Origin of the sequence: Proteus sp. NMG38-2 (assembly GCF_020640995.1) — a bacterium.
In the GTDB taxonomy this organism is placed as follows: Bacteria; Pseudomonadota; Gammaproteobacteria; order Enterobacterales; family Enterobacteriaceae; genus Proteus.
Genome location: NZ_CP085481.1, coordinates 590517 through 609011, shown reverse-complemented (window position 1 = coordinate 609011; position 18495 = coordinate 590517). Strand labels below are relative to the sequence as shown.

The 18495-nt window shown below is 39.4% G+C and carries 20 protein-coding genes and 1 other RNA gene; 8 read left to right on the top strand and 13 right to left on the bottom strand.

Going from position 1 to position 18495, the window contains the following annotated elements:
- Window positions 1-30 precede the first annotated feature (30 nt).
- Window positions 31-675, top strand: a complete 645-nt coding sequence (locus LG402_RS02990; protein ID WP_227336401.1) for a hypothetical protein — start codon at window positions 31-33, stop codon at window positions 673-675.
- 24 nt (window positions 676-699) lie between these two features.
- On the top strand, window positions 700-969 hold the full coding sequence (locus tag LG402_RS02985) for a PAAR domain-containing protein (protein WP_227336400.1): 270 nt from the start codon (window positions 700-702) through the stop codon (window positions 967-969).
- A 90-nt stretch (window positions 970-1059) separates the two neighbouring features.
- On the opposite strand, the gene LG402_RS02980 is transcribed toward LG402_RS02985, so the two are convergent.
- Window positions 1060-1962 (bottom strand): LysR family transcriptional regulator, encoded by a 903-nt coding sequence (locus LG402_RS02980; protein WP_036933024.1) that lies wholly within the window; start codon window positions 1960-1962, stop codon window positions 1060-1062.
- Between the two features lie 113 nt (window positions 1963-2075).
- On the opposite strand from LG402_RS02980, the gene LG402_RS02975 reads away from it, so the two are divergent.
- Complete coding sequence (locus LG402_RS02975; protein ID WP_227336399.1) at window positions 2076-2780, top strand: pirin family protein; 705 nt, start codon at window positions 2076-2078, stop codon at window positions 2778-2780.
- A gap of 67 nt (window positions 2781-2847) precedes the next feature.
- On the opposite strand, the gene rnpB is transcribed toward LG402_RS02975, so the two are convergent.
- Together rnpB and rsmI are read right to left on the bottom strand one after the other, a co-directional pair.
- Window positions 2848-3223: RNase P RNA component class A (rnpB, locus tag LG402_RS02970), an RNA gene on the bottom strand.
- A gap of 60 nt (window positions 3224-3283) precedes the next feature.
- Window positions 3284-4162, bottom strand: a complete 879-nt coding sequence (gene rsmI / locus LG402_RS02965) for a 16S rRNA (cytidine(1402)-2'-O)-methyltransferase (RefSeq protein WP_194951798.1) — start codon at window positions 4160-4162, stop codon at window positions 3284-3286.
- 61 nt (window positions 4163-4223) lie between these two features.
- Between rsmI and LG402_RS02960 the strand changes: the two genes are divergently transcribed.
- The 4 genes from LG402_RS02960 (at window position 4224) to dolP (ending at window position 7652) form a co-directional block, all read left to right on the top strand.
- Complete coding sequence (locus LG402_RS02960) at window positions 4224-5993, top strand: penicillin-binding protein activator (RefSeq protein ID WP_227336398.1); 1770 nt, start codon at window positions 4224-4226, stop codon at window positions 5991-5993.
- Window positions 5994-6073: 80 nt separating this feature from the next.
- Complete coding sequence (locus LG402_RS02955; protein ID WP_227336397.1) at window positions 6074-6451, top strand: YraN family protein; 378 nt, start codon at window positions 6074-6076, stop codon at window positions 6449-6451.
- Window positions 6452-6473: 22 nt separating this feature from the next.
- A complete protein-coding gene (gene diaA, locus LG402_RS02950; protein WP_004245257.1) occupies window positions 6474-7064 on the top strand; it encodes a DnaA initiator-associating protein DiaA in 591 nt (196 codons plus the stop codon).
- Window positions 7065-7073: 9 nt separating this feature from the next.
- Window positions 7074-7652, top strand: coding sequence for a division/outer membrane stress-associated lipid-binding lipoprotein (gene dolP, locus LG402_RS02945; RefSeq protein ID WP_036933029.1), 579 nt, complete (start codon window positions 7074-7076; stop codon window positions 7650-7652).
- A gap of 110 nt (window positions 7653-7762) precedes the next feature.
- On the opposite strand, the gene ureG is transcribed toward dolP, so the two are convergent.
- Genes ureG through LG402_RS02910 form a run of 7 tightly spaced genes read right to left on the bottom strand, consistent with a single transcriptional unit; the run spans window position 7763 to window position 12802 of the window.
- Window positions 7763-8380 carry an urease accessory protein UreG gene (gene ureG / locus LG402_RS02940; RefSeq protein ID WP_006535303.1) on the bottom strand — a complete coding sequence of 206 codons (618 nt, stop codon included), beginning with the start codon at window positions 8378-8380 and terminating at the stop codon, window positions 7763-7765.
- A gap of 9 nt (window positions 8381-8389) precedes the next feature.
- Window positions 8390-9055 (bottom strand): urease accessory protein UreF, encoded by a 666-nt coding sequence (locus tag LG402_RS02935; RefSeq protein ID WP_227336396.1) that lies wholly within the window; start codon window positions 9053-9055, stop codon window positions 8390-8392.
- 24 nt (window positions 9056-9079) lie between these two features.
- Window positions 9080-9580 carry an urease accessory protein UreE gene (gene ureE, locus LG402_RS02930; RefSeq protein WP_227336395.1) on the bottom strand — a complete coding sequence of 167 codons (501 nt, stop codon included), beginning with the start codon at window positions 9578-9580 and terminating at the stop codon, window positions 9080-9082.
- A 26-nt stretch (window positions 9581-9606) separates the two neighbouring features.
- Window positions 9607-11310: an urease subunit alpha gene (gene ureC / locus LG402_RS02925; protein WP_088493789.1), complete on the bottom strand. Its 1704-nt coding sequence runs from the start codon at window positions 11308-11310 to the stop codon at window positions 9607-9609.
- Window positions 11307-11633: an urease subunit beta gene (locus LG402_RS02920; RefSeq protein WP_072069747.1), complete on the bottom strand. Its 327-nt coding sequence runs from the start codon at window positions 11631-11633 to the stop codon at window positions 11307-11309. The genes ureC and LG402_RS02920 overlap by 4 nt, the downstream gene beginning before the upstream one ends.
- Window positions 11634-11641: 8 nt before the next feature.
- Window positions 11642-11944 (bottom strand): urease subunit gamma, encoded by a 303-nt coding sequence (locus LG402_RS02915; RefSeq protein ID WP_004908484.1) that lies wholly within the window; start codon window positions 11942-11944, stop codon window positions 11642-11644.
- 21 nt (window positions 11945-11965) lie between these two features.
- Window positions 11966-12802 carry an urease accessory protein UreD gene (locus tag LG402_RS02910; RefSeq protein WP_227336394.1) on the bottom strand — a complete coding sequence of 279 codons (837 nt, stop codon included), beginning with the start codon at window positions 12800-12802 and terminating at the stop codon, window positions 11966-11968.
- Window positions 12803-13288: 486 nt separating this feature from the next.
- On the opposite strand from LG402_RS02910, the gene LG402_RS02905 reads away from it, so the two are divergent.
- On the top strand, window positions 13289-14179 hold the full coding sequence (locus tag LG402_RS02905) for an AraC family transcriptional regulator (protein WP_109409280.1): 891 nt from the start codon (window positions 13289-13291) through the stop codon (window positions 14177-14179).
- A 2-nt stretch (window positions 14180-14181) separates the two neighbouring features.
- On the opposite strand, the gene mtgA is transcribed toward LG402_RS02905, so the two are convergent.
- From mtgA to arcB, 3 genes are all read right to left on the bottom strand, one after another.
- Complete coding sequence (gene mtgA, locus LG402_RS02900) at window positions 14182-14883, bottom strand: monofunctional biosynthetic peptidoglycan transglycosylase (RefSeq protein WP_109409279.1); 702 nt, start codon at window positions 14881-14883, stop codon at window positions 14182-14184.
- Window positions 14884-14903: 20 nt separating this feature from the next.
- The gene (gene elbB, locus LG402_RS02895) at window positions 14904-15554 is read right to left on the bottom strand and encodes an isoprenoid biosynthesis glyoxalase ElbB (RefSeq protein ID WP_227336936.1); all 651 of its coding nucleotides are present in this window, start codon (window positions 15552-15554) and stop codon (window positions 14904-14906) included.
- 237 nt (window positions 15555-15791) lie between these two features.
- Window positions 15792-18128 carry an aerobic respiration two-component sensor histidine kinase ArcB gene (gene arcB, locus LG402_RS02890; RefSeq protein ID WP_227336393.1) on the bottom strand — a complete coding sequence of 779 codons (2337 nt, stop codon included), beginning with the start codon at window positions 18126-18128 and terminating at the stop codon, window positions 15792-15794.
- Window positions 18129-18495: the final 367 nt, after the last annotated feature.

Here is an 18495-nt window from a genome sequence, read left to right as displayed (position 1 = left end):
ATTAAGGACAACATTCTTCAGGAATTCTATATGGAAGCAATAGAATTCCTTGAAGATGAGCATAAATTAGTGTTGGATTATTATAATATTAAACAAAAAGCACTATTGAAAATTTTGAAAAACAATTATCACTATTTTGATAAACAACATCGTACAAGCCAATATTTATGCGTTTTTCAAACTATATTAATGATTTATTTTGGTCAGTTTTATAAAAAATCTTTTTTTCATAAAGAATTAGAAATACACATGAACAATGTTATCACTTATAAAAATAAAGAAAATCAATCTTGGTTACAAGAAAAAATCAGACTTAAAAAAGATTTAATAGCAAAAGAAAATACTGATTGTTTTATTGAAGATGTTAAAAACAGTTACTTTTATATCAGTACCGGACAATCAACATTAGAGAAAGAGATTGATAAGTTTATTTTTAAAGATCCTCTTTGTCGATTTAAAGAGCCGCAAAAGGAAAAAAAATTATTTATTAATAATGCTATTAAAAACATTCAACCTTTGTCTATAAATAAAAGTGCTATTACTTATCTCTGTATAATAGCTCAATATATTGATGAGTTAGGTTGTTTTCAAGATATATTACGGCCAAAGTGGTATGGAAAATTAGATTTTCCAGAACTTATTCCTTGGCAGTTTGGAATAAACTCAGGGAATTAATTAATAATAAAGAGAAAGTAAAAAATGCGCAGCACAATCCAAGGACGAAAAATCATTTTAAAAAATGATACCACCAATACTAAAGGAACCGTATTAAGCGGTTCTTTATTAGCAAAACAAACACATGAAATTGCCTGTTTAGGCGATGAAGTTTATTGCTCTGTTTGTCAGCAAAAAGGCAAAATAATAGAAGGGGATACTTTGATGAAAATAAACACTATTCCTGTCGCGTTAGAGGGGCATAAAGTGCAATGCGGTTGTTTAAAGGGTTGTGTATTAGTGGCAGTGGAGTGATCCGTTTTTAATTAGGCGGAAGCTTCCGCCTAATATTCGCATCTCTATTTTTATCGATATCTAAAACTGAAATATTATTAAATACAAAAACTATTTTTTATCGCTTGCAAAGAGTTTAGGTATTTCACGCAGACACCACGATTTAGCTTCGCCCATGCTATCTCTGCGCCATGCCATAATAATATTATTTTCATGATGATATTCAGGGCCGACTACACGTAAGCGCCCTTCTTTGATGTCATCTTCAATTAAATCAATAGGCATTGTCGCCACACCTAAACCTGCAATTAATGCTCGGCGTTTATCTTCAATAGAACTGACCGTTAAACGGCGCTGTTTATCTAACAGCAATACTGTCAATACAGGGCGCTCTCTTGCGGTATCTGCAATCGCAATACCCCGATATTTTAAGCGAGTTTCTTCTGCTAATGGCTCTGGTTCGTTATGAATTGGGTGATCTGGGCTGGCAACATAAACACTGGTGGTATTGTATAAAGGGCGAAAGTTGATTTCAGACGAAGTACGAAAATGCATATCGGGTGAAATCACAATATCACATTTACCGCTTTCTAAGCTTTCCCAAGCGCCCGCTAAGACTTCGGTTACTAAAGAGAGTTGCGTATTGGATTTTTCAGCTAATTTATCGACCAACGGAAAGAGCCGAGATGCAGGAGTGAGCGCTTCACAAACAATCGTGATATGTGGCTCCCAACCTCTTGCTAAGGCTTCTGCATCTGACGTTAATTTGTCAGCAGCCTCAAGTAATATGCGCCCTCTATCAAGAAGCATTCTGCCAACATTGGTAAATTTAGTTCTATGACCAGAACGATCAAAAAGGACAACATCTAAATCTTCTTCTAATTTTTGCATGGTATAACTGAGTGCCGATGGAACTCGATTTAGTTCATCAGCCGCAGCTGCAAAACTCCCTCTACGATCAATGGCATCCATGACTCGTAAAGATTCCAACGTAATTGCTTTGTCTTTACTCATTATACTTATCTCTATCAAATAATTTGATTATAGGCACCAGATTAACTTGCTAACAATAGACAGTCCATACCTCTATGATAAATATATTGATAATCTACTCGAAAAATACCGCTATGATAAAATACAGAACAGCACAACAGTGTGGTAAAGCGGATTATGGTTGGCTACAAGCTCGCTACACATTTTCCTTTGGCCACTACTTTGACCCTCATTTTTTAGACTATGGCACGCTAAGAGTACTCAACCAAGAAGTGCTTGCCCCAAATTCTGAATTTAAAGCAAAGACCTATCCTCATGTGGATGTGGTTAACCTTATTCTTCAAGGGGAAGCTACATACCTTGATAATATGGGGCGTACAGTAACGGCAAAAGAAAATGAGTGCTTACTTATTTCACCGCATAATACTGATACGTATATAGAGAAAAACAGTAGTCCTGATACGCCATTAACTCGTATTCAATTGTGGTTAAATGCGTGTCCACAACAAGAAAGCGTCGCCTCACAAAAATTGGTATTAGATGAAAATTTAAAATACCAATTATTAGCCTCACCTACCGGTGATGATGGCTCGTTAATGTTAAGGCAAACCATCTGGCTTTATCATATTCATTTGCAAGCAGGTGATGAAATTACACTGCCAATAAAAGGACAAAAAGGCTTTTTGCAATCCATAAAAGGTGGCTCCTATTTGCAAACATCAACACAAGAAAATGGACAAATTCAGTGTGGTGATGGAGCTTTTATTCAAGATAGCCATAGTATTACATTGAAAAGCTCGACTGAGTTTCGAGGCTTATTTATTGATATTATCTCGTGATAATCAATTTAGATGGGCTTAAAAACAGAAAACCCTCGAAACACAATGTGAATCGAGGGTTTTTTATGAGGTGAGTTGACCGTTAAGCCGGGTTCTGTCGTGGACAACCATTCATCTAGGCCAGAACTTGCGCGCTGGCTCCAGCAACCTACCCGGGTTCAATGCGGGCCGCACCATAAGAACCCCTATTTGGTCTTGCTCCGGGTGGAGTTTACCATGCCACAAACTGTTACCAGTTGCGCGGTGCGCTCTTACCGCACCCTTTCACCCTTACCTGATCCTGTAAACAGGCCATCGGCGGTTTACTCTCTGCTGCACTTGTCGTAGGCTCGCGCCTCCCAGACGTTATCTGGCACCCTGCCCTGTGGAGCCCGGACTTTCCTCCCCTCTATCCGTCTCCCCCGAAGGGACAACGATAAAGCAGCGGTTGTCTAGTCAACTCAGGGTGCGGATTATAGGGATTTTGGTAGAAAATGTATAGCAAAAGAAGCTAAAAAATCACTTTACTCGTCTTGAGCTTCACCATTTTGCTCAATGACATGTTTATAGAGTGCATTTTTCTTCACACCATAAATCTCAGCTGTGACTGCGGCTGCTTTTTTCAGTGGTAACTCTTTTTGTAAAATCGCCAATGTCCGTAATACTTCAGGAGAAAAATCGTCATCAACAGGTTTGTCATAACCCTCCACAATTAATACCATTTCACCTTTACGGCGGTTTTCATCTTCAAGAACCCATTTAAGTAATTCACCAACAGGCATGCCTTGAATAGTTTCCCACGTTTTTGTGAGCTCTCTCGCTAATACTACGTAGCGATCTTCACCCCAAACTGTCACCATATCAGCTAAACTATCTAACAGCCGATGTGTTGATTCATAAAAAATCAATGTACGGGGCTCTTCTGATAATGCACGTAAACAGTCCTGACGACTTTTGGTTTTTGCAGGTAAAAAGCCTTCGTAACAGAAACGATCTGAAGGAAGCCCAGCCGCAGACAGTGCCGTAATAGCTGCACAAGCGCCGGGTAATGGCACGACATTTATGCCATTCTTACGACATTGATTGACTAAATGATAGCCAGGATCGTTAATTAATGGTGTACCTGCATCAGAGACTAATGCGATACTTAGCCCCTGTTGTAATTTGCTAATTAATTGATCTGCTTTTTGCTGTTCATTATGATCATGTAACGCATACAAACGTGCGTTAATGGCAAAGTGCTGTAATAGAAGCCCTGTATGACGGGTATCTTCTGCAGCAATTAAATCGACATGAGACAGCACATCAAGTGCCCGCTGGGTGATATCGCCCAGATTACCAATAGGTGTGGGTACTATGTACAGTGTGGATGTCGTTACCGCTGCTCGATTAGGTTGATTCATTATTTATTCCGAATGACCGATTTAAAATTGAGCATAATTATAAAACATCACTGGGTACAGTATGCTTTCCTCAATTTTTGTGCGTTTTAAAACAGGTTTATCCTATACTGCGATACTCTCTGCGCTGATTATGTCAGGTTGTACCCTGACGGGGCAACAAGAACAACCTCTCACTCCCGCTGCAAAAGCAGAAATGGAGATGAAACAATTTCAAAAAGTGATTGATGACGCTCAAGGGCTGGCATCTTTAGATGTTATTAGAGCCTATATTGGGCTAGAAACATTAATTACTGATCCTCAACTGCATCAGAAAAATATTGATGATACATGGCTCACGCTAACCAAACTCACACCAGAACAACGTCGTGGTGTTGTTATCAAAGCCGATGAAAATACACTGCAAGGTTGGTTAGATTTACTGAACACCTATGAATACAACAAAGATGATGCTGATAAGTTATCAACAGCGGTCAGAGAGTGGCAGACACGCTATCCTCGTAATCCAGCTGCATTAACACTTCCAGCATCATTATTACGTCTTTCACAGCCTTCTGTGAGTGCAAGTAGCCAAATCGCATTATTGTTACCTTTAACTGGGCAAGCGAAAGTTTTTGGTGAAGCTATTCGTCAAGGCTTCCTTGATGCGCAAAGCGGTTTACCTCAGCCTCAAGCAATGCCAGCGCCACAAGCGCCTAAAAATGACGATAGCCTTAATTCAATTTTAGAAGAATTAGGTATCAAAAATACTGAAACACCAACAACTGATACAGCAACAACAGATACGGCAAAAGAAACAACAGAAAATACGCCAGCGACTCAAGATCAAGAAAAAGAGAGCTCAACATTTTCTGGTGATACGACATTACGCTTAGATCCTGTTGCACAAAACTCTCGCCAAGTGATTGTTTATGATACCAATAGCCAATCTATCGACGTTTTACTGAAAAAAGTACAGCAAGATGGTGCTAACTTAATTGTCGGCCCTCTGCTAAAACCTGAAGTCATGAAGACGATTGAGCTTCAAAGTGGCTTACCTGTATTAGCATTAAATGAATTAGACAGCGTTCCTTCAGCAACAACCGTTTGTTTCTTCTCTCTTTCACCAGAAGATGAAACCCGTAATGCGGCACAACATTTACGTCAGCAACAAAAATCAAATCCATTAATTATTGTTCCTGATAATAAATTTGGTCAAAGAATGGCACAAACATTTGCTGATGAGTGGCAACGCACTGGTGGTGGCACCGTTTTACAACAAACTTTTAGTTCTGTTGAAAGCTTAAAAGCCTCTATCAACCGCGGTGTAGGTATTCGCATGACAGGTACGCCTGTTCTACCAACGGCTAATGCACCTTTACCATTAGAGACTCAATCTATTCCATCAGCAGGTGGTGCCATTGATTCGGTTTATATCATTGCGACTAGTGATGAATTAACTTTAATTAAGCCAATGATTGATATGGCAATCAGCACCAAGAAACGTCCACCAATTTATGTGAGTTCACGCAGTAACCAAGGTGGAACAGGTCCTGATTTCCGTATGGAAATGGATGGTATTCAGTTTAGTGATATTCCATTGATGACTGGTGCTAATTTGCCGTTAATGCAAAAAGCATCAAGCAAATTTGCGAACGATTACTCATTAATGCGTCTTTATGCTATGGGAATTGATGCATGGTCATTAGCAAACAATTACAATGATCTGACAAAAGGCACATTGCGTTTTAATGGTATTTCAGGCTCATTACGTGTTGAAAACAACTGTACTGTTTATAGACAACTTCCTTGGATGCAATTTAAACAAGGTAAGATTGAACCTGTTGCACAGTAAGGCACGCATTTAATTATCATTAGAATAAACCGCCATAATGGCGGTTTATTTTATGAGTAAGATAAAGAAGGAAATCATGGATGATTTTTTCTAAAAGCCCTTATTTTTTAGGGCTATACTATGAGCAAAAAGCGCTAAAATATTTACGCCAACAAGGATTAATATTGATTGAGCGTAATGTCCGATATCCCTGTGGAGAAATTGATCTTATTATGCAGGAAAAGAGGACATGGGTATTTGTTGAGGTTCGTTTTAGACGTAACATCTTATTTGGTGATGCAATAAGCTCTATTACCACCTCAAAACGGCGTCGCTTATGGCGTACAGCAAGATGTTGGTTAGCACAACGCCAAGAAAGCATCGAGACATCAGACTGTCGTTTTGATATTTGTGCATTTAATCAACGCCAGCTAATATGGTTAAAAAACATTCTCGATTATACGGAATTTATTCGTTAAATTAGATTATATAGGTCTTAACGTGCTTGATAGAATCAAAGTCTGCTTTACAGAGAGTATTCAAACTCAAATTGCAGCAGCAGAAGCATTACCAGATGCCATTTCCAGAGCCGCCATGATGATGGTTCAATCTTTGTTAAACGGCCATAAAATATTAAGCTGTGGAAACGGTAGCTCAGCAGCAACAGCACAGCGATTTGCCGCAAGCATGATCCATCGTTTTGAAACAGAGCGCCCAAGCTTGCCCGCATTATCGTTAAACACAGATAGCGTTGTGATGACTGCAATTATGGGGAATCAGCAGCACGATGAAATCTATGCAAAACAAGTGCGTGCATTAGGACAAGCTGGAGATGTGCTACTTGCTATCTCAACTCACGGTAACAGCAGAAGTATTATTAAAGCCGTTGAAGCCGCTGTTACACGAGATATGACCATTGTTGCATTAACAGGTTATGATGGCGGAGAGCTTGCCGGATTATTAGGTCCTCAAGACGTTGAAATTCGTATTCCATCTCAACGCACCGTCAGAATACAGGAAGTTCAGATGCTAACAGTCAATTGTCTCTGTGATTTAATTGATAATACATTATTCCCACATCAGGATGACTAAGGAGTTACTATGAAATTGCTTCCTATCACTGCAGTGCTATGTTCTGCACTTTTACTGCAAGGTTGTATCGGCGCAGCGGTTGTCGGCACTGCCGCAGTTGCGGGTAAAACTGCAACCGATCCTCGCTCATTAGGGCAACAAGTTGACGATGGTACATTGGAAGCACGTGTTTCTGGTGCTCTAAACAAAAACGAACAGATCAAGAAAAGCAATTCACGTATCGTAGCTACAGCTTATCAAGGCAATATTCTGTTAACAGGTCAAAGCCCTGATATGTCTGTTGCGAATACTGCAAAACAAGTTGCAAGTAAGGTTGAAGGCGTAAATAACGTCTACAACGAAGTTCGCCAAGGCGAGCCTGTGACATTAGGTACAGCATCTTCAGATACATGGTTAACAACCAAAGTTCGCTCTCAGATTTTAGGCAGTGATTCAGTAAAATCTTCTTCTGTAAAAGTGATCACTGAAAATGGTGAAGTGTTCTTATTTGGTATTCTGACTCGCCAAGAAGGGGCTGCGGTTGCAAAAATTGCCAGCGAAACCAAAGGTGTAGTAAAAGTAACTACTGCATTTACTTACCTTAACTAATCTGATTACTAATATCGTTTTTATATTATTCTGACAGTATCGGTCTTTATAAAATGACCGATACTGTCAATTTCTTTCTCGGCTAAAACTCGTCTTTACTCAACAAGCTATTAGCGTCTTAGCATGCCTTTATCAATGATAAAATCGATAATAGTTTCCAAGCCGACTTTTTCTTTTAGATTTGTGAAAACATAAGGCTTCACTGGACGCATTCTTGCTGTGTCTGCTTCCATCACTTCTAATGATGCGCCAACATAAGGTGCCAGATCGATTTTATTAATGACTAATAGATCTGAGTGTGTAATACCGGGGCCACCTTTACGTGGAATTTTTTCCCCTTCAGCCACGTCAATCACATAAATAGTTAAATCAGCAAGCTCTGGGCTAAATGTTGCACTTAAGTTATCACCGCCACTTTCCACAAAAACGATATCTAGATTTTTGTGGCGCATTGCTAATTCTTCAACCGCAGCAAGGTTCATTGATGCATCTTCACGAATAGCTGTATGAGGACAACCGCCCGTTTCAACACCAATAATACGATCCGCATCTAATGCCTCAGCACGCGTTAAGATCTTGGCATCTTCTTGAGTATAAATATCGTTAGTGACAACCGCGATTTCATAAGTGTCACGCATTGCTTTACAAAGAACTTCTAACAGTGCCGTTTTTCCTGATCCAACAGGGCCACCAACACCAATACGGAGTGGTTGATTATATTCTTGCATATAGATTTCTCATGAACGAAAAAGTCGAGTGTATTGTGTTTCATGGCGACTACTGGCAATAATTTGCGCCGGTGTAAAACTCCCAATATCTTCAGTGGGCCAATGTGCGGATTGCTCAACAATCACAGGGATCTGCTCTGCTAATGTAAACAATATTTTCTGTCCTGCACTTTGCCCTAAAGGGATCAGTTTTACTCCTGACATCACCGTATTTTCAAGCCAACCCCAAGCGTAAGCACAACATAACTTTTCAGCAGAAATATTCCATTTCACAGCAGCTAACGCGAATGCCATGAGTTGTGTCTGTTTTACACAAGCTTGTAAGGTTTCATCTAACTCAATATCTAATTGAGGAAGTAAACGAGCAAAAGCGATGCCTCGTTGGCGCTCTTCTTGTCGCAGCTCTTTAGTTTCACGACTTGCGACAATAAAATCACACCAATACTTCACTTCACTCATTTTGGCTTGAGTCAGATTTTCTTGTAATCGCCGTAAGATAGGGAGCTCTAACGTTGCTAAAGCGCCGGCCATTTGGGTACTTAGCCAGTCTGCTAATGTTTGAGGACAACAAACCCAGCCTTTTTCAATCGCCCACTCTAACCCTTGAGAATAAGTAAACGATCCCACTGGTAAAGAAGGACTGACTAATTGATATAAGCGCAGATCTGCAAGCATCAATAAGCTCCCTTGTTCAAATAATTAGTGATGATGGTGATGATCGTCATGAGAGTGATGATGATGATGACCACCTGACGATCCACCATAAGCGCCCGGCTCAGGTTGGTATTTCTCTAACTCCACAACCACATTGGCGCCTAAGCCTCTCGCCATATCATCTAAAACATGATCATGAAAATAACGGCACCAACCCGCTTCGATTTGTAATGGAACATGACGATTACCTAAGTGGTAACAAACACGAGCCAACAACAGCGGATCGTCACTATATACTGTTGAAACTTGCTCTTTTGCCGCTTCAATTGTGACTAGTGTATTATCTTCTGACAGTAAGATATCACCCTCTTTTAGCACCGTACCGCGAGGCAAGAATAGCCCTGCTTCTTGCCCATCACTTAACGTCACTTTTAAACGACTTTTGGTTCTTTCATCCATCGTTAAGCATAAAGTAAGAGCCTGTATTTCTGGCGTTACTATTTCAAGTGCTTTTTGTTTATCAATAAGCTGAGTAAATCTTTTCATTCTCTACATTCTCGGTAAAACACTAATCAAAAGAGGAAATAGCGTTGTGCCATTGGTAATTGCGTTGCAGGTTCACACACTAATGGCACGCCATCAGCTTTCACAATATAGGTTTGAGGATCAAGCTCGATATGAGGCACATAACTATTGTGGATCATCGAAGCTTTAGTGATGTTACGACAGCCTTTAACACGGCCAATTAAGCTCTTTAAGCCTAATTTTTCAGGTACACCTGCGTCGATCCCCGCTTTCGACATAAAGATCATCGACGTCTGATATTTCGCTTTACCTAAGCAAGCATACATTGGACGATAATGCACAGGCTGAGGTGTTGGAATAGCCGCATTAATATCCCCCATTGGCGCATAAGCCACCATGCCACCTTTCATGATCAACGCCGGTTTTACGCCAAAGAAAGCCGGGTCCCATAAAACCAGATCCGCTAATTTACCTTTCTCAATAGAGCCGACTTCATGTGCAATACCATGCGCTAAAGCCGGATTGATAGTGTATTTCGCCACATAACGTTTAATGCGATGATTGTCACTTTCAGCAGTATCACCTTCTAATGTGCCGCGCTGTAATTTCATTTTGTGCGCACATTGCCAAGTACGAAGGATCACTTCACCTACACGTCCCATTGCCTGTGAGTCTGACGACATAACAGAAATAGCACCCATATCATGTAAAATATCTTCCGCTGCAATAGTTTCACGACGAATACGAGATTCAGCAAAGGCCACATCTTCAGGAATAGAAGGATCAAGGTGATGACAAACCATCAACATGTCGAGATGTTCATCTACCGTATTAATGGTATAAGGCATTGTTGGATTTGTTGAAGCAGGTAAAATATTCGGCTCACCCACTGATTTAATCACATCTGGTGCGTGTCCCCCCCCTGCACCTTCTGTGTGGAAAACATGGATCACACGGCCTGCTATCGCTTTTACAGTTTCTTCATAAAAACCACCTTCATTTAAGGTGTCAGAGTGAATAGCGACTTGCACATCCATTTCATCGGCAACATTAAGGCAATTGTGAATTGCCATTGGCGTTGCACCCCAGTCTTCGTGAATTTTTAGACCAATAGCACCCGCTTCAATTTGCTCGCGAACCGCTTCAGGTTGACTCACACAACCTTTACCAAATAACCCCACATTGATAGGCAATTCATCAACGGCTTCTAGCATGCGGTGCATGTTCCAAATACCTGGCGTTACTGTAGTTGCATTCGTTCCAGCAACTGGCCCTGTACCACCACCAATAAAAGTAGTCACACCAGAGACTAAACCTTCTTGTGCTTGTTGAGGACAGATAAAGTGAATATGAGTATCAACACCACCAGCGGTAACAATTTTACCTTCACCCGCAACCACTTCTGTGGCTGGCCCTACAACAATATCCACATTAGGTTGTACATCCGGATTACCCGCTTTACCGATACCTACAATACGGCCATCTTTAATACCGATATCCGCTTTTACGATACCCCAATGATCTAAAATTATGGCGTTAGTGATAAGCACATCAACACACTCGGCGTTGACAACTTGGCTTTGCCCCATGCCATCACGAATAACTTTACCACCACCAAATTTAACCTCTTCACCATAAGTGGTGAAATCTTTTTCAATTTCAAGAAAAAGCTCTGTATCGGCTAATCGCAGACGATCGCCGGTTGTTGGGCCAAACATATCTGCATAAGCTTGACGTGAGATAGTTTTCATTTTTTCTCACTCTCCAATTTACCCATCACTTTGCCATGGAAACCATAAATTTCACGTTTTCCTGCAAAAGCCACTAATTCAACTGTACGGCTTTGACCAGGTTCAAAACGAACCGCCATACCTGCTGGAATATTTAAACGAAAACCCAATGTGCCTTCTCGCTCAAATTTCAACGCATCATTTACTTCATAGAAATGATAATGAGAACCCACCTGTACAGGTCTATCACCATGATTAGCAACTTGTATTGTTTTTGTCTCTCGGCCAGCATTAAGCTCAATATCACCTAACGTTTGGTTAACTCTAATTTCACCGGGTATCATGTTGTTACCTACACAATAGGATCATGGATAGAAACAAGTTTTGTACCATCAGGGAATGTACACTCTACTTGAATGTCTTTTATCATTTCTGGTACCCCTTCCATCACCTGCTCTGCCGTTAAAACAGTGCGTCCTTCACTCATTAACTGGGCAACAGTTTTACCATCACGAGCACCTTCCATAATGGCACAACTAATCAATGCAACCGCTTCAGGATAATTAAGCTTCAGCCCTCTCGCTAAACGTCTTTCAGCAACAAGACCCGCTGTAAAAAGCAGTAATTTATCTTTTTCTCTTGGTGTTAATTCCATTTCTGCTCCTAAAATTAACGATTATGTCGCCCATATACGAGGCGGCTCTGGGCAATACCCTAACCAGTGTTGTCTGACGGTTTGCCAAACTTGAGCAAAACACGCCATCATCGGCTCTGTTTGTGAACCTAATAACCGTAAAACTAAAATACCGTCTACATCGGTTAAACCATATTCGATAACAGGGTTGTAAGAGGCTGAAAAAGCCTCAACACATTGTTGAATAACATTTTTTAATTCATCAGATGTAGGATAAATATAAAGCGAACCCAACATGGGAAATTCGCGCATTGCGGCCGCTTTATTTTGTAAACCATTAACAAAAAGCGATTCTGTTAATGTCAGCTTTTCATCAATATAAAAATTAAAACGTCCTTTAACACTGCCATTTTCGAACCATTCATTTAAAACTGGGCGGCCAAAACATTGAATTTCCCAACCAATAAATTTGGCAGTCGATGCAATATGAATATGCGTTTCTAGATGTGCTCGCGCCTCAGGAAAAAAGATATTCTCCTGAGGAAGCCACTCTAAAAATCCATTCGGGGCGACCTTTAATGTTTGAATTTGATGAGCCACGCCACCCGCACTACGATAAAACTTGGTTGCACCAGGCGTGGTAAGCAATGCATGAGCTTCAGATTGAACATCAATATTGATCAATAACTTATCACCACCAACTACCCCACCTGGAGGATGGAGTAAATAAGTGTGTGCAATACCTTGCTCAGGATAAAAAGGACGCTGAACCATTAGTGGGCCGACATGGCGTTTTTCTGTAAGACGTGTCATTCCGCGTTTTACTTCATAACGTAAAACGATTTCAGCAAGCCAACCCTTCCCTGAAAAGTCAGACATACTCACTCCTGCCAACTCGGCAAAATTATCAATAAATCAGGAAAATACGTGAATACATACAGCGCTATCCATAAGATTGTGTCATTCAAAATCAAATAGAAAATAAGCTAATGAATGTTGGATAGGGTGTGGGTAAAAAGACAAACTGTGATACCCTAAGAACAGGATAATCCCCTTCGTCTGTGACGCGCGATTCTACACCTTATTTCGAAAAATGCGTTTTAAATAAATAGCAATTTATTTAGAAAAAATAACACTGATTAAAATAAATGTAGAAAATGAGCGTATATCTATATTGTCATCTTTCATCAACGGGATTATATTCTGTGCGACTGTCATGCAGTTTTGCATGATGGCACTCATTCTTAACTAGAATAATCTCTCTATTTATTCTAGATGTAACTTATTCGTTTATACAATAAATGAGTTCACATTAAACATTTAAGCAACATTGATGCTTAGCTTGCCTGCGGTATATTGGAGATTATGGAATACAAACACATTCTGTCCTCTAACCAAATGTCTTTAAAAACGTTTTACATCGAAAACCCGATGATAGCGATGGTTAGTGGCGCAAAAGGTACAATTTGCATCAATGGACAAACTATTGATGTATCAACCCATTTGACTCTTATTATTCCCAAATATAGCCAAGTTTCCTGTGATATTGTTAATCAATTCACCCATAAATCGATTGAGCTACATACCCTCGTTTTATGCGAAACAGAGCTTCAATCTGTCTTTTCTTTATTAAAGCCTCTAATTAAATCAAGCTCTCCACTAACAAGCCACCTTCCGGCTTATCATTTATCCACACCAGAAGTGGTAAAAAGCAACTTTGGCATACTCAAACAGTGCCTACCGCTACCTCATGGTTCTCCCTCTCAAGAAACCATGTTTATGCAACAGTGTCTGTTTTTTATTTTGATGGCGGTATATCAAGAAGGCATCGATATATTAAATATCTTCCGATTTAATTATGATGAACCCAAAAATCAGGCAATTACGCATTTAATCACACAAGATCCACAACGAAAATGGCATTTAGAAGATGTGGCAAAAACGCTATTTACCACCCCATCAACACTGCGTCGTCATTTAAATAAAGAAGGGGTTTCATTTTGCCAATTATTATTAGATGTTCGAATGGGGATTGCCTTAAATTATCTAACATTCTCTAATTATTCTGTCTTTCAAATCAGCCATCGTTGTGGCTTTGGTAGTAATGCCTATTTTTGCGATGCTTTTAAACGTAAATACGGTATCACACCATCACAATTTCGAATTCAGTCTCGAGAGGCTAATGATCCTTCTGCGATAACGAAATTGTCAGAAAAAATTGCAGAGCCAGATAGAAAAATATTTCAAACGTTATAATGTTATGACAAATCATTTTTCTTTAAAAAAGTGATTCCACCTAATAATCGCATTTGATTTAAGATCCACTGTTGCCGTTTTAAGACATAAGCTGAAGGTTTATTGACGTGATAGATGTGGGGATTAGGTAAAACTGCAGCTAATAGCGCCGCTTCTTGTTGAGTTAGTTGTTTAGCAGGCTTTCTAAAATAATGTTGGGAGGCCTGTTCTACACCAAAGATCCCATCACCAAACTCAACAATATTTAGATATACCGTTAAAATACGTTTTTTTGACCAGATGAGTTCAACAACAGGCGTCATGCCTGCTTCAAGCCCTTTTCTTATCCAACTACGGCCATCCCATAAAAAAAGGTTTTTGACCGTTTGTTGAGAAATTGTCGATGCACCCCGCAATGTTTTCCCGCCGTTATGATTTTTTTTGAAAACTTTCTCAATAGCATCAAAATCAAAGCCCCAATGTTTGGGGAAATTTTGATCTTCAGAAGCAATAACCGCTAAATACATCGCTGGTGCTATCTCTTTTTCACCAACCCAAGTGGAATGAGACACATAAGAGAAATCAAACTCACTCCAAGCAGAAATTTGTCTTTGGATCATAACAGCAGAAAAAGGCACTGGTAAAAAAGAAAATAGCACAACTATTAACAGCCATAAAGCAATTAGAATAATTAATAGTTTCTTTAACTTTCTCACCAGTGTCATCTGCTGTTTTCACCTATACATTAAGCCATTTCAAGGACTTTCTTAACCAATTTCTCAATACCTACCTGTGCTTGAGCAATAGACTGTGCAAGCATATATGCAGGAGTGGTTACTACTCGATATTCTTCATCAACAACAATGTCATCAACAGGGCAATCTATATGGACGCCCCCCATTTTTTCAATAGCACTGACCGTCGCAACATCATTTCCGATTGTTAATTTAACTGGAGCATTTAACATTTTCGGTAACATAACGGGAGCAATACAGATTAACCCTAATGGTTTTTTCTGTTGATGCATAGCTTGGACAAATCTTAAGAGATCTTTGTTAATTTCACACTCACTCCCTTTAGTGGCAAAGTTGCATAAATTCTTCGCAGCACCAAAACCACCAGGAATAATGACTGCATCAAAGTTTTCGGCCTTTGCATCTGATAAAGGGGATATTTTTCCACGAGAAATACGTGAAGATTCTTCCATCATATTTCTTTTTTCTGATTTTTCTTCACCTGTAATATGATTAATTACAGTTGGTTGTAAATCATTAGGTGAAAAATAATGAACCTCAGCATTATTTTGGCTCAAAGCAAGCATTGTTAGCACTGATTCATGGATTTCGCTTCCATCAAACACACCACAGCCACTTAAAATTACCGCAATTGATTTCATATCTTTCTCCATTTGTAGTAGATTACTAGTTACCCATTTATAGGTGTAAACACCAATCGCCATCACATATTTAAATGTTTCTTGTAACAAAAAAACTTATCTTTGCTATTTTGTTGCTTGTATGATGTATGGAATAGTTTCATCCTATTCGCCTATGTAATGAGAATCAAAAAAAGCGGATAGAAAAGTTTCCCTGGTGTTGGCGCAGTATTCGCGCACCCCAACCTTCGGTTGGGGTTATTTTTTTCTAGCCCCTGATAACCAGTTTCTTAAACTTTCCACATCCTTTCTCCAATCCTTCCCTAATTCATCTACCCACTCTTGCACATTGTCCCACCAAGCAGGTAATTCCGGTGATTGGATCTGTTTAGCGAGTTGCTGTAAATGTTTTAAACCAATAGAACCTGCTGCACCTTTGATTTTATGTCCTTCCTCAGTGATGCCCTTCTGATCGCGCGCTGTCAGATTAGATTCGAGGACTGACATATAACTTGGCATCATCTTTTCAAAAACATCTAAACCATCAGTGATTAATTGAGGTCCGACAAGTTCGATGTATTGATTCAGCATGTCTATATCTAATAACTCTTCATTTTTATTCAACAATTCCGATGGCTCATTACATGGCACAGAAACCGCACCATCTCCCCAGAATTTGTTGATAATTGCAGTAAGAGCATCTACAGAAAGTGGTTTACTCAATACGTCGTTCATTCCCGCATCTAAATACTCTTTTTTATCTTTCAAAACATTTGCAGTTAACGCAATCAATGGCGGAAGTTCATTACTGTCGAATTCTTGACGTAATTTTCTTGAAATATCAAAGCCTGTCATATCAGGTAATTGAATGTCTAATAGCACTAAGTCATATTCATCAGGCTTAAACATCGATAAAGCTTCTTGCCCGGTCATTGCTACATCAACGGTATTACCTAATTTCTCTAAAACTGAACAGGCAACAATAACGTTAAGCTCAATATCTTCAACAAGTAGAATATTTAACGCTGGCAATAAGAACTCATCATCATTCTCAATATCAAGATGCTCTTCAATCGCAGGAGCAACGATAGAGAGCGTGAAGACAGATCCCTTACCTAACTCACTCTCTACATGAATATCACCGCCCATATGCTGTGCTAGGCGTTTTGAAACAGCAAGTCCAATCCCCGTTCCCGTTGCAGAGCGTCCACCTTGGCTATCATTGACTTGATAGTACATGGCAAAAATCTTCTCAAGCTCACTTTTAGGGATACCGATGCCACTGTCTTTGACTTCAAAGAACAACTTATCAGAGGCTTCTTGCCAAATACGAACTTTGATTTCACCTTCTTGCGTAAATTTCACAGCATTACCGATGAGATTCCACAAGATCTGACGTAATCGAGTTCCGTCAGAAGTTATCTTATGCGGTAAGGTTTCTTCCGCTTCGAGTGTGAATTTCAATCCTTTTGGCTGTACTAACAATCCTGAAAGGTTTTCTAAATCAGAAATAAATTCAGTAAAATCGATTGGTTGGTTATCTAGTTGAATTTTTCTACGTTCAATCTTATCCATTTCAATCACGTCATTGAAAATATTACCCAACGTAATCGCACTCACATGGATCGTTTTTAAGTAATTGAGTTGCTCTGGTGAAAGTTCGGTATCCAATAAAATACGGCTTAACCCAACAATGCCATTAAGCGGTGTACGCAATTCATGGCTGATTGTTGAGATAAAGGTGGTTTTATCACGGCTAGCGTTCTCTAACGCGTCTTGATAGCGCTTACGCTCTGTAATGTCACGTCCAAAGCCCATTAAACCATGACGCTTGCCAATACGGTCATAAAACGGCACTTTACGTAATTCAAAACAGGCTTTTCGCCCATCAGGGTAAACTAGCCACTGCTCATAGGTAAGTGAGACATTGTGACGGAAAACTTTCTCATCAGTTTCCATCACTTTTATCGCAATATCTTCGTCATACACATCAAGAGGTGTTAAACCGATAAGTTGCTTCTCACTTTTACCTGTCAGTAATTCTGTTGCGCGGTTACATCCTGAAAATTCATTATCTTCATTTCGGTAATAAACTAAGTCAGGAGAGGCATCAAGGAATGAACGTAGCAGTGAAGATTGTTGTTCCAGTTCTATTTGCGTCAACTCACGACGCTTCATTTCACTTTTGAGTTTTTCCAAAAGTTCAAGGTGCGCTTTTTCAACTTTTTCACGCTCTTGAATTTCCAAGTTTAATTGCTCAATATTCTCTTTTAATTGAGAATTAAGCTCTAAATCACGCTGTCGCATTACACCAAGTTTATCTACCATACGAGATAAACGACGTCGTGATTCTTCTAGTTGTTCAACGACAACTGAAAGAAAATAGACAGCCCAAGGCGTAATAATCAACCCAAAGAAAATAGAGCGAACAAGGTCAATACTGGTAACATCACCTGCAAGCAAGAATGTTACCGCCATTTGAACAACCATCGCTAAAACAACTAATGCGGAAGCTAACAACAATGAGAAGCGGATAAGCCCTAGCCTCATCATTAAGTCAACATAGTATTGGGCAAGCCCTTTGAGCAATTTCATTGAAAACTCCAATATATTGAATCTATGGAATGATAACCCAAAAATGAATTGGCGCAGTGGCGAACATTCAGAAATCTAATTAAGAGAGGCTATTTTTCATTATTTTATTTGATTTAACTGTTTATTTTCTCTCAACGAGCCTATCCGAGATATATGCATTCATAAAAATAATACAAAACCAAGTAACATAAACGATAGAGATAGCAACGATAAATAGACCTTATTAGAAAAAATGCAATTTGTCTTTTTTTATACAAAATGTATAAAAACAATAAAATTCCAAAATCAATATATTCATTAGAATAACTCACTATCCGTTTTTATCATTAAAGGATGAGATAAAGCTAAATCGCTGAAATAAAGTGAT